The sequence below is a fragment of the Rouxiella badensis genome, from assembly GCF_002093665.1.
In the GTDB taxonomy this organism is placed as follows: Bacteria; Pseudomonadota; Gammaproteobacteria; order Enterobacterales; family Enterobacteriaceae; genus Rouxiella; species Rouxiella badensis.
This window is the reverse complement of record NZ_MRWE01000020.1, coordinates 1-11,930: the sequence shown is the minus strand read 5'-3', so window position 1 is coordinate 11,930 and position 11,930 is coordinate 1. Positions and strand designations below refer to the sequence as shown.

The 11,930-nt window shown below is 56.3% G+C and carries 11 protein-coding genes; 8 read left to right on the top strand and 3 right to left on the bottom strand.

Annotation, left to right across the window (positions count from 1 at the left end; all coding sequences use genetic code 11):
* The first annotated feature begins 179 nt into the window (after positions 1 to 179).
* Entirely contained in the window at positions 180 to 1,271 is a 1,092-nt protein-coding gene (locus BS640_RS12965) for an iron-containing alcohol dehydrogenase family protein (protein ID WP_084912699.1), read from the top strand.
* Between the two features lie 91 nt (positions 1,272 to 1,362).
* Here BS640_RS12965 and BS640_RS12960 read toward each other — a convergent pair whose 3' ends face one another.
* Complete coding sequence (locus BS640_RS12960) at positions 1,363 to 2,343, bottom strand: LysR family transcriptional regulator (RefSeq protein WP_017493758.1); 981 nt, start codon at positions 2,341 to 2,343, stop codon at positions 1,363 to 1,365.
* A gap of 201 nt (positions 2,344 to 2,544) precedes the next feature.
* Here BS640_RS12960 and argH point away from each other — a divergent pair, with 201 nt between their 5' ends.
* Genes argH through BS640_RS12925 form a run of 7 tightly spaced genes read left to right on the top strand, consistent with a single transcriptional unit; the run spans position 2,545 to position 9,661 of the window.
* Positions 2,545 to 3,972 (top strand): argininosuccinate lyase, encoded by a 1,428-nt coding sequence (gene argH / locus BS640_RS12955; RefSeq protein WP_017493757.1) that lies wholly within the window; start codon positions 2,545 to 2,547, stop codon positions 3,970 to 3,972.
* An 18-nt stretch (positions 3,973 to 3,990) separates the two neighbouring features.
* Positions 3,991 to 4,857, top strand: a complete 867-nt coding sequence (locus BS640_RS12950; RefSeq protein WP_017493756.1) for an amino acid ABC transporter permease — start codon at positions 3,991 to 3,993, stop codon at positions 4,855 to 4,857.
* A gap of 9 nt (positions 4,858 to 4,866) precedes the next feature.
* Entirely contained in the window at positions 4,867 to 5,631 is a 765-nt protein-coding gene (locus tag BS640_RS12945) for an amino acid ABC transporter ATP-binding protein (protein ID WP_017493755.1), read from the top strand.
* Positions 5,632 to 5,657: 26 nt separating this feature from the next.
* Complete coding sequence (locus BS640_RS12940) at positions 5,658 to 6,488, top strand: ABC transporter substrate-binding protein (RefSeq protein WP_017493754.1); 831 nt, start codon at positions 5,658 to 5,660, stop codon at positions 6,486 to 6,488.
* A 27-nt stretch (positions 6,489 to 6,515) separates the two neighbouring features.
* A complete protein-coding gene (locus BS640_RS12935) occupies positions 6,516 to 7,370 on the top strand; it encodes a polysaccharide deacetylase family protein (protein WP_017493753.1) in 855 nt (284 codons plus the stop codon).
* Complete coding sequence (locus BS640_RS12930) at positions 7,360 to 8,280, top strand: polysaccharide deacetylase family protein (RefSeq protein WP_017493752.1); 921 nt, start codon at positions 7,360 to 7,362, stop codon at positions 8,278 to 8,280. Before BS640_RS12935 ends, BS640_RS12930 begins: the two co-directional genes overlap by 11 nt.
* Positions 8,273 to 9,661 (top strand): MmgE/PrpD family protein, encoded by a 1,389-nt coding sequence (locus BS640_RS12925; RefSeq protein WP_084912698.1) that lies wholly within the window; start codon positions 8,273 to 8,275, stop codon positions 9,659 to 9,661. Before BS640_RS12930 ends, BS640_RS12925 begins: the two co-directional genes overlap by 8 nt.
* A gap of 91 nt (positions 9,662 to 9,752) precedes the next feature.
* On the opposite strand, the gene BS640_RS12920 is transcribed toward BS640_RS12925, so the two are convergent.
* Together BS640_RS12920 and BS640_RS12915 are read right to left on the bottom strand one after the other, a co-directional pair.
* Positions 9,753 to 10,742, bottom strand: coding sequence for an aldo/keto reductase (locus tag BS640_RS12920; RefSeq protein ID WP_017493750.1), 990 nt, complete (start codon positions 10,740 to 10,742; stop codon positions 9,753 to 9,755).
* Positions 10,743 to 10,897: 155 nt separating this feature from the next.
* A complete protein-coding gene (locus BS640_RS12915; RefSeq protein WP_084912697.1) occupies positions 10,898 to 11,863 on the bottom strand; it encodes an XdhC family protein in 966 nt (321 codons plus the stop codon).
* Between the last annotated feature and the right edge of the window lie 67 nt (positions 11,864 to 11,930).

Here is an 11,930-nt window from a genome sequence, read left to right as displayed (position 1 = left end):
CCTTGGTATTTAACTGGCTAATAACGCAAACCCTGTGAGAGAGAGTGCCGTGTCAGCTGGCACCCATTTATTACGTCACGGCCTTTGAACTGTGGCGCATAAATTGCTTACCCGTTCCCATCGGCTACTACCCGGTAGCCTGCTAACATCACTATTACGCAAGTTGAGAGAGGCGGTACATGCACGCACAGAATATTATTTTCCCGGCGCAGGTCCTGCGCGGTCCGGGCGTATTGGCGCAGTTGGGCGAAATTTGCAGCCTGCTGGGCAAGCGCGCGCTGGTGATTGGCGGGCATCAGGCCTTGGCCGCCTTAGGGGATAAAATCAATCATTACCTCGAAGGGACGCCGGTCTCTGTCGTAGGCACCGAGTGGTTTGGCGGTGAGTCCAGCGAGGGCAATATTCTGCGTTTGGCCGAGCGGGTGAAAACGCTGTCGGCCGACCTTATTCTCAGCGTTGGCGGCGGCAAGTCGCTTGATACCGGTAAAGCCGTCGGTGCAGCGGCCCAGGTACCGGTTGTCACTATTCCCACTGTCGCCGCGACCTGTGCCGCCGTAACGCCGCTGACCATTCGCTATTTTGACGACGGACACTTTCGTGACCTTTTTCCGCTGCCGCAGGCACCGGCCAGCGTCATCATCGACAGTGAGCTGTTGTCGAAAGCGCCGCTGCGTTGGTTGGCGGCTGGCCTCGGCGACACCTTGGCGAAATGGTATGAATTTCGCGCCATCAGCAACCATCACGCCGCGCTGAGCGGCGTCGCGCGATCCTCCAGCGCCAACAGCCGCATTTGCTATGACCTGATAGCCTTTTACGGCGGCGCGGCCTGTGACGCAGTGCGTGAAGGCAAGACCAGCGCTGAACTGGACCAGGTATTGGATGCTATCTTTATGTTTGCCGGGTTAACGTCGCTGATGAGCAGCGGGGCGCACGCCGCTGCATCGCACGCCATCTATGAAGGTTTTACCGTTTGTGACAAGACCCGCGAGTTTGGTCATGGACTGCTGGTGGGGTTGGGCAATCTTTGCCTCTTGGCGCTGGAGAACCGCAGCGATGACGAGCTTCGCGAAGCGATATTGCTGTCTCATGCCTGCGCGGTGCCTTTACGTTTACGCGAGATTGCCGAGTTGAGTGATGAAGAGCTCGAAAGCATCGTTCAGGCTTCGCTGCATGCGCCAGACATGCACAATATGCCGCATCCGGTCTCTGCCGAATCGCTGTATGCCGCTTTCGCCCGCGTTGAAGCGATGGCCGACGCGCTCAAGCTTTAATCTTCTATTGCATTCGCTGCAAAATCTGACGCATTGTGCCTTTATGGTGCAATGCGTTGGTGCAAAGTAAACCTAAAAACCTGACGATGGTCTAGCTCGCCGACCGCAGCGGCGGTGATTTTGCTTTCTGCTGTAATGCCTGAAGAAATAGCGTTAATACCGAATTTAATGCGCTGCCTTTTTTCACCACCAGGCTGAAGGGCGTCGCTATTGATATTTCTTTCGGCAGAAGGGCTTTTAATTTCTCACCACCAAAAAGGTGCAGGGCAAAATGCTTTGGCAGGAAGCCAATATAATTTCCGGTTAAAATAAGCAGGCTCACCGCTTCAACCTGAACCGCGACGGCGTTTGATGATCCGTATTCGAGATAATTATTTTTCTCGCTGTGATTGGCATAAAAGTGATTGACGACTTCGGCGGATTTTATCTGGGCCTGAGTTATTTCATCTTCAGGTAAACAATAGAGCGGATGTTTATCACCGCAGTACAGATGTGCTATTTCCTCATAGAGATAGTAGTAATCAAACTCGGGCTTTTCCTGATACACCGGCATGATGCCGCAGGTAAAGCGTCCGTCGAGCACGCCTCGTTCAATTTCGTCGAGCTGGGTTGCGTGCAGGCGCAGGCTAACTTTGGGTGCCTTGCAGTAAATCTCACCAAGTGCATGAATAATCGGTGAGGTTGAGTCGGTAATGGTGTTGTCGATGATGCCAATGTTCAGCTCACCAAACATGTCGTGGCGGGCATTATTGAGCTTGTCGCGGAACTGGTTGATCGACGAAAACAGGTCGAGACAGGCCTGGTAGGTCACTTTGCCATGCTCGGTTAAATAAAACCCCTCACGGCCTCGGGTGCAGAGTTTCATTCCAAAACGCACCTCGAGATCGGAAATTTGTTTACTGATTGCCGCCAGGCCAATATTCAGTTCATTGCAGGCGGCGGTAAATCCTCCCGCTTCGACCACGGTTTTAAAAACGCGTAAAAGTTTTAGGTCAGCGACCCCAATGCCATGCTGATTAACCTCATTTCTGATGGAGGGCGAGTTTCCTGATTTGGAAAGTGGACTTTCCATAATAAATATTTACCCCCGGTACAAATAAATCCAACATCGAATCAAGGCAAGTTTCTTAATTTATATTTTCATGATGGCAAGCAGATCTTTTTTTATATTTTTCGCATCATCAGTTTCCTCCGGATGAGCCGTAAAAATGACCCACGTCTCGCTGCCTTGTTAAATCATTTTTGCAACATCTATGCCAGAAAGGAGTACGACATGTCTCAGCCCGTTGACCGTCTTTGGGGCGCGCGATTTAAACAAGGTCCGGCACCGGCCTTGAGCGCGCTGTCACGCAGCCCCGGCTACTATTTTGCACTCGCCGAATATGACCTCGAAGGCTGCCGCGCCCATGCCTATGAACTCCAGCGCGCAGGCCTGCTTGACGAGGGCGAAACCGAACGCATGGTGGCAGCGATTAAACAGCTGGCGGCAGACTATCGCGCCGGAGAGGTTCAGCCTGTCGAGAACGATGAGGACGTACACACCTTCATTGAGCGGGTATTGACTGAGCGCCTGGGAGAACTCGGCGGCAAGCTTCGTGCAGGGCGTTCACGCAACGACCAGACGGCCAATGACCTGCGGCTCTACCTGCGCGACAACGCCCGCAAGATAGTCGCTGCGCTGCTGCAACTGCAACAGGCGCTGGTGAACCAGGCTGAGCGGCATATCAACACGGTGGCACCGGGTTTTACCCACTTACAGCAGGCACAGCCGATCGTTTTTGGTCATCAGTTAATGGCTCACGCTCAAGCTTTTTCGCGCGACGTACAGCGTTTTCAGGACTGGGATAAACGCTGCGCGCGCTCTCCGCTGGGCGCTGCCGCGATGGCGGGGTCGGCAATCGCCCTGCATCCCGAGCTTTCGGCCAAAGATCTCGGCTATGACGGCGCGTGTGAAAACTCGATAGACGCCGTTGCCAGCCGCGACCACGTGGCCGAATTCCTGTTTGCGGGCAGCATGCTCGCGGTCAACCTTTCGCGCATCTGCGAGGAGGTTTGCCTGTGGGCGTCGCGCCAGTTCCGCTGGGTAGAACTCAACGACGGCTACGCCACCGGCAGTTCCATTATGCCGCAGAAGAAAAACCCCGATATCGCCGAACTGGCGCGCGGCAAAACCGGTCGCCTGATAGGCAACGTTACGGCGATGCTGGCGACCATGAAAAGCCTGCCGTTGTCCTACAATCGCGACCTTATTGAAGACAAACGCAACGCCATCGACACCGTTGAGCAACTGATGCTGGTGCTGCCTGCGATGGCCGGGATGATTGACACCATGGTGGTCAACGTCGAGCGGCTGAAGGAGGACGCACCGCAGGGCTTCACGCTGGCGACCGAAGTGGCCGACTGGCTCTCCCGCCGCGGTGTGCCGTTCAAAGAGGCGCACGAGATTACTGGCAAGCTGGTGCAGGTCTGTGAACAGCATTGCCTCGAGCTACATCAGGTCAGCGACGTGCAGCTGCAAGAGGTGGACTCTCGCCTGCAGCCGGAGGTACGCGAGTGTCTGACGTTAGAGGCCGCCATTCACGCCCGCAGCGGTTGGGGGGGCACCTCGCCGCAGCGCGTCGCCGAACAGATAGCGCGCCTGAAAACGGTGCTTGAGCAGCAGTCGGACTGGGCCGCGTCGTACATCGGCCTGTCTCTTTAACCGCCTCGGGAGCCTCATATGACAGACTTACGTGCTAATACCGTGCTAAAGAGTCCCGCTGTCGATCTCAGCGAATATCACTATGTTCCCAGGCGTTATTACGGCCGTATTGTCGCCTCGGTGATTATCCTCGCCCTGCTGGCGCTGCTGATTAACGCCTTTGCCCACGGAAAAATTGAATGGCGCTTTGTGGGGCAGTTTCTGACCGCCCGGGCCATCCTGTTTGGTCTGGGTAACACCATCGTGATGTCCATTCTCGCGATGGCGTTGGGGGTGATTTTTGGGGTGATTATTGCCGTGATGCGCATGTCGAGCAATCCGGTGCTCAGCGGTGTGGCGATCGGCTATACCTGGATATTTCGCGGTACGCCGCTGATCCTCCAGCTTTTGCTGTGGTTCAATTTGGCGTTGATTTTCCCGACCATCGGTATTCCGGGGCTGTTTCAACTGCAAACCGTTGACATCATGACCCCGTTCTCGGCCGCTTTGCTGGGCCTGAGCATCAATCAGGGGGCCTATACCTCCGAGGTAGTGCGCGCTGGGCTGATTTCTGTCGACCTGGGTCAGTATGAGGCGGCGAAGTCAATCGGCATGACCCGCCTACATGCGCTGCGTCGCATCATTTTGCCGCAGGCGATGCGGGTGATCATTCCGCCAATTGGCAACGAATTTATCAGCATGGTTAAGACCACCAGTCTTGCCAGCATGATCCAGTATTCCGAGCTGCTGTATAACGCCCAGACCATCTATTTCGCCAACGCGCGCGTGATGGAACTGCTGTTCGTCGCCGGTATCTGGTACCTGGTGGTGGTGACGCTGCTTTCCCTTGGGCAAAACCGTCTTGAACGTTATTTCGGCCGCGGTACTCGCCGCCGCAACCGGTGAGGATCTCTCATGAAAAACATCATCAAGGCGTTGAACGTAAACAAGTATTTTGGCGATTTTCAGGCGCTGAAAAACATCAGTCTTGAGGTCCGGCACGGTGAAGTGATGTGCGTTATAGGGCCGAGTGGATCGGGGAAAAGCACCTTCCTGCGCTGCATTAATCAGCTTGAGCGCATCGACAGTGGCGGTATCTGGGTCGATGACGAGTTGGTGGGGTATCGGATGGACGGCAAGAAGCTGTATCCGCTTAATGACCGGCAGATTGCCCGCCAGCGCCTCAAGACCGGCATGGTGTTCCAGCGCTTCAACCTGTTCCCGGATAAGACGGCGCTGGAAAACATCATCGAGGGACCCTGTCAGGTGCTGCTGCGCCCGGTCAAGGAGGCAAAAGAGGAGGCGATTGCGCTGCTCGAACGCGTCGGGCTGGCGCACAAGCGTGACGCCTATCCGATGGAGCTTTCGGGAGGACAACAACAGCGTGTGGCGATAGCCCGTGCGCTGGCAATGAAGCCGAAGCTGATGCTGTTTGATGAGCCGACCTCGGCGCTGGACCCTGAAATGGTCGGCGAAGTGCTGGCGGTCATGCGCAGTCTGGCAGCGGAGGGAATGACGATGATCGTCGTGACTCATGAGCTTGGTTTTGCGCGAGAGGTCGCGAATCGCGTGGTCTTTATGGACGAGGGCGGAATTATAGAAAGTGGTAATCCGGAAGATGTCTTGCTGAATCCACAAAACCCAAGGACGCAGAATTTTATTTCAGCGGTTCTGATCTAGAAACTTTACACATGGGAAATCTTTTGATGAAAAAAACACTGTTATCGCTGGTCGCCGCAGGCGTGTTGATCAATACCGCTGTTTGGAGTCAGGGCGCTTCGGCCGCCGATGCGCTCAGGCAGAAAGATGAAATCAAAGTGGCGATGATGCCCAACTATCCCCCGCTGGAATTCAAAGACCCGGCGACTGACCAGCTCACAGGCATGGATTATGACCTGGGTATGGAGATAGGTAAACGCCTGAACCGCAAAATCAGCTGGCAGGAAATTGGCTTCGAACAGATGGTTAACGCCGTGGCGACCCACCGCGTGGACATGATTCTTTCTGGCATGACGGACACCAAACCGCGTCAGGAGATTGCTACTTTCGTCGACTATTACAACAGCGGACCGCAGTTCTACACCACCGTGGCGCATAAAGAGATCAACACCATGCTCGACCTGTGCGGCAAAAAGGTGGGCACCAGCCGTCGAACGACCTTCCCGGCGGAAATTGCGGCATGGAGCGCAGCAAACTGTACGCCTGCGGGTAAACCGGCTGTCGTAGTGGTCGGCGCAGAGGGCACTGCCGATGCGCGCACCCAGCTGCGTCAGGGGCGTATCGAGGGCGTGGTGCAGGGCAGTGAAACCCTGCCATACATCATGAATCTTGAAAAAGACACCTATAAGCCGCTCGGTAAAGCCTTTGCCTATCAGGTGACCGGTATTGGCATCAGCAAAGACGATACTGCGCTTATTGACGGCGTGAAAGGCGCACTGACCGCAATGATTGCTGACGGCACCTATCTGAAAATCCTCACTAAATGGGGATTACAGGATGGCGCTATTCAGGAAGTTACCCTAAATAAAGGCAAGTAACTGTCTACCTCTGGAGCGGGATAATTGATGACGATTTCCAATCTGGCTACGCGGTGGCCGCAGGATAAATGGGGCTGCATGGCGCTGGCGTTTGACCTCGACGGGCCGACCGGCGATGCGATGCTTAACGGCACGCTCTGGCACAAGCCCGAGTATTTTACCTTCGGGGGCTATGGGCCATATCGGGCGCTGGCGAGGCTGCTCGACCTGCTCGACGACTATCAGCTGCCGGCGACCTTCTTCGTGCCGGCCTGGGTGGTCGAAAACTGGCCGAAGCAGTGTCAGGCGATCGTTGAGCGCGGTCATGAGGTGGCGTACCACGGTTATCGTCATGAGTCTTTCTACGCCATCGACGCGCAAATGCAGCGTTGGGTGATGGAAAAATCCCGCGAGATTTTCTGGAATAACCTCGGTATTCGCGCCGAGGGTTTCCGGACCCCGTCGGGAGACTGGCATCAGGATACCCCTGCCATGCTGGTCGAAGCAGGCGTAACTTACTCGAGCAGCATGCGCGGCGATGACCGGCCTTATCTGATTCAGGTGCCGGGTTTTGATAAGCCGCTGGTGGAGATCCCCGGGCGTTGGGAGATGGACGACTACGCCTCGATTGCCTACACCCGCGAGCCCAATTTTCCGTCGGGGCTCGATCGCACCGCAAGCTACGCGCTGACGCTGGACAACTGGTGCCGCGAGTTTGACGGCGCAATGAACGAAGGGCTGAGTTTGACCACGCTGTTCCACCCGAAAATTACCGGGAAACCGGGCCGCATTATGCTGCTCGAACAATTTTTTGCCCATCTTCGTACCCGTGACGACGTGTGGTTTGCGCGCTGTCGCGAGGTGGCCCACTGGTGGTTACAGGAGCACGTCGATGCCCATTAATCAGAACGCGACGCAGGACAAATGGCCGCAGGGCAAGCGCTGTGCGGTGGTGATCACCGTCGATTTTAACGATGTGCAGGGCATTCTTAGTCAGGTTCCGGCGGTGGCCGGCCGCGAGAAAACGCTGTCGGTCTGGCGCTACGGCACGCTGCGCGGAGTCGACCGGCTGTTAGCGCTGCTGGCGGAAAAGAATCTGCGCAGCAGCTGGTGCGTGCCGGGAAGAGTTGCCGATGAGCATGCAGATAAGATCACGCAGATTTTCCGCGCCGGTCACGAGCTGGCAACCAGCGGCTACGAGTTTGAAAAATTTGATGAATTGACCTTAGAACAACAAGTTTCCAGTTTGCAGCGGGGTCAGGCAGCATTGAAGGCGCATACCGGCCAGACGCCGCGCGGGTTTCGTCTTCCTTCGGGCAACTGGGCAGCGGGCTTTGCCGAGGCAATGAGCGAGGCGGGGATTGGCTGGAGTTCGTCATGGCGCGGCGATGACCTGCCTTATTTTCAGCCGATGCGCGACGGTTTGCCTTCGCAGTTGGTTGAGTTGCCGCTGCACTATGAGCTGGAGGACGAACCCTATTTCGCCTTCAACCTCAGTCCAGCGGTGCCTCCGGCGCAGTCGCGCATCGCGTCCTACAGCCATACGCTGGGCAACATGAAGATGGATTTTGACGGCTTTTACCGTTTTGGGCTTTGCTATGTGCTAAGACTGCATCCCGAGGTGATCGGCACCGCGGGGCGCATCGGCCTGTTGAGTGAACTGCTGGATGATATCACCTCGCGGCCAGATGTCTGGGTGGCGACGGCGGGCGAGGTAACCGACTGGTGGCGGCAAACGCAGCCGCAGAATGAGCCCTCGCATCCGGCACAAATCTGGCAGCAGCATACGCAAAACGGGGGCAGCAATGAGTGAAAATCAGGACTTTCAATCGCAGCTGGTGGCATTTGTTCATGATACCCGCTTCGAGGACTTACCCCCTGAGCTGGTGACGCGCACCCAGCGGCATATCGTCGATACGCTGGGGGCGGGCCTGGTGGGCGCATCCAGCGAGGTGGCGAAAGACGTGAGCACGATACTGCTGGCAGAGGGCGCAGCGCCCGTTGCCGCGCTGTGGGGGCGTGGCGAGAAAACCTCTGCGCGAAATGCGGCGCTGCTCAACGGTATCGCTTGCCATGCGCTCGAACTCGACGACACCGGCGGCTGTGACCACTCGGGTGCGGTGGTCATTCCGGCCCTGCTGGCGGTGTTGCCTTTTTGCCCGCAGCCGGTCAGCGGTAAAGCGTTTATCACCGCCGTGGTGCTCGGTTACGACATCGCGCGTCGGGTGCTTGAAGCCTGCGGAGGATATTCCGCCCACAATGGCGCAGGGTGGCATTCTACTTCAACCTGCGGCGTATTGGGTGCCGCAGCGGCGGCGGGGCGTCTCTTGGGATTGGATAAGGCACAGATCTCGTCGGCGTTGGGTATCGCGGGCAGCTTTAGCGGCGGGCTGTGGGCGTTTATTCACGACGGTTCACAGAGCAAAAAACTGCACGCCGGCAGAGCGGCCGAGGGAGGCGTTCTGGCCGCATTGAGTGCACAAGCGGGGATAACCGGACCTGCTGGCCTGTTTGAGGACCACTGGGGCGGTTTTCTGAAAACCCTGGCTGCGAAGACCGCACAGCCATCAGCGCTGGTTGCCGACCTTGGGCAGGTGTGGAAACTGATGCGTTGTTCGATCAAACCTTATGCGTCGTGTCGCGGCACCCACTCGGCGATTGATGCGACGGGGATCTTGCTCGACCGCCTGGAGGGAGCAGTCGATGAAATTGAACAGGTTAAAGTGACCCTGTCACCATTTTTACAGGAAATGTGCGGTGACGAACAGATAAGTACGCTGGCGGCGGCGCAGATGAGCATTCGCTATGCGGTGGCCGCGAGGCTGGTTTATGGGCACGCCGGACTGGACGCCTATGGCGACGAGCAGCGGCGCTGTCCCGCTTTGCTGGAAGCTATCGGACGCGTGGTGCTGGAGGTTGACCCTGCCTACAGCGCCGACGGCGAGCCGCAGGTCACGCTGGTCACTAAAAACGGCATCAGTCTTACGCATCGGGTGGATATCGCCCTCGGCGCGCCGACCCATCCGATGAGCGACGCGCAGCTGCGCGACAAATTTATGTCGCTGGCTACGCGCTCAATATCGAGCTTGCAGGCGGAAACGCTGTGGGAGCAAACGCTGGCGTTGGAAGACGTTATGGATATGCGGGTGATTGAGCAACTGCTGGAACTCTCATCGTCCGCACCTTTCATTTAATGCGACTCGTTACTGCGTCAGCGGCGCGGTTCAATGAAAAGGCTGCGATCGTCGGCAGCCTTTGTGTTTTTACGATGACCTCACGAAACCGCTAGCGACCGACGCGCGCCTGCAGTGAGGCAGGATAACGTTCGCCTACAACGCGGACGGTTTCGAGCGCGGAATTGATTTTTTTATACTCTTCGGCGGTCAACGAAAGGTCTGCCGCACCGAGATTCTCTTCCAGGCGGTGCAGCTTGGTGGTGCCTGGAATAGGCACAATCCAGTCGTTCTGCGAGAGCAGCCAAACCAGCGCAATCTGCGCCGGTGTCACGCCTTTGTCGTTGGCGATACGGTTCATCAGGGTCATCAACTGCTGATTGGCCTCAAGCGCCTCGGCGGCAAAGCGCGGCACCTTGCTTCTGAAATCATCGGCCCCGAAGGTGGTGTCGGCGGAGATAGCCCCGGTCAAAAACCCTTTGCCCAACGGGCTGAAAGGCACGAACCCAATCCCCAACGCTTCCAGCAGCGGAATGATCTCCTGCTCGGGTTCACGCCACCACATCGAGTATTCACTTTGCAGCGCGGTAACAGGCTGAACGGCGTGGGCGCGGCGAATAGTCTGTGGGCCAGCCTCAGACAGGCCAAAGTGTTTAACCTTACCTTCTGAAATCAGGTCCTTGACGGTGCCTGCAACATCTTCGATAGGCACTTCAGGGTCTACGCGGTGTTGATACAGTAAATCGATGACCTCGGTGTTAAGCCGGGTTAGCGAACCTTCAACCGCCTTACGAATGTGTTCTGGGCGGCTGTTGAGGATCTGCTGTTTGTTATCGTCCCCAAAGGTGAAGCCAAACTTGGTGGCGATAACCACCTGGTCTCGAATGGGTTTCAAGGCTTCCCCAACGACTTCCTCATTGAGGTAAGGGCCGTAAACTTCGGCGGTATCGAAAAACGTTACGCCGCGATCGAAAGCCGCGCGGATAAGCCCGACGGCCTGACGCGTGTCGGTCGCCGGACCGTAACCGTGGCTTAGCCCCATGCAGCCGAGGCCCAGCGCCGAGACTTCCAGTCCTGATTGCCCGAGTTTGCGTTTTTGCATCTCATGCTCCTTTACGTTTAGGGGGGTGAAGAGGTGACCTGCTGGAGAAAGAGACTAGGCGGTTGGGCGATTGAGGACTATAGACATAATCAGGTTGTTGTTATGAGTTCAATTCATGACTGAGGTGAAGAGAGGAAAAGCCGCTGGCAATGGCGTTAACGCGGCATGTTTTTTGTTCTCACGATGTCTGCCATGACCGCCAGCGCGATTTCCGCCGGGGTCTTACTGCCGATATCAATACCGATAGGAGCATGAATACGCGCTAGCTCAGCGGGCGTCATTCCACCGGTATGCTCTAGCCTTGCCAGCCGGTTTTTACTGTTGCGCTGTGACCCCATCACCCCGATGTAGAAAGCTTCGGTATTGACGGCTTCCATCATCGTGAGGTCGTCCATGCGCGGATCGTGGGTTAATGCCACGATGGCGGTGTTCGGATGGCAGCCGTTTTGTTCCAGATAACGGGCGGGGAATATTTTTTCCAGCCGGTGCTCTGCCCGAAGCTGTCCGCTGAAGTTAGCCAGCATCTCCTCGCGAGGTTCGCAAACGAGGGTTTCAAAGCCGAGACCTGCCGCAAACTCCGCACAATAAACCGCCACGGCGGAGAGCCCGGCAATGATTATTCTCGGCGCGGAGGAGAGGGTAATGACAATCTCCTGCAACCTGCGTTCAATGAGGGTGCTGCTGCTCCAGGCGACCGACGATAAAGAGTGACAGGCCGAAGGTGGCGTGATGCTCTTCTGTAGCGCGGTATGATTTTCCAGCCCCTGTTTTATCTTCTCGAGGTATAAGACACTGTCAGGAACCGGCTCGAGATATTCAATCAGGACGTCGAGTATCCCTCCACAGGGGAGAACGCGGTCGGGAGTCAATCCGCCGTCGCCGTACCTGATTATTTGGCTCGGTTGACGAAAATAGCCTTCCTGAATACGGGTAATAAAATCATCCTCAACACAGCCCCCCGATAACGATCCGAGAAAATTCCCTTGGTCGTTAATAACCATTAATGCGCCGGGAGGACGGGGTGAGGATCCAAATGTATTCAGCACGGTACACAGCCAAACGGGCTGAGTTTGAATCCACAGGCACGACTGATTGATAACACTGAGGTCCAGGCTTTGCATGGAGTGACTTTATAGTTTGAGGAGTCTTATCATTATTAATAGCTAAAAATAATTAATTCGCAAGATG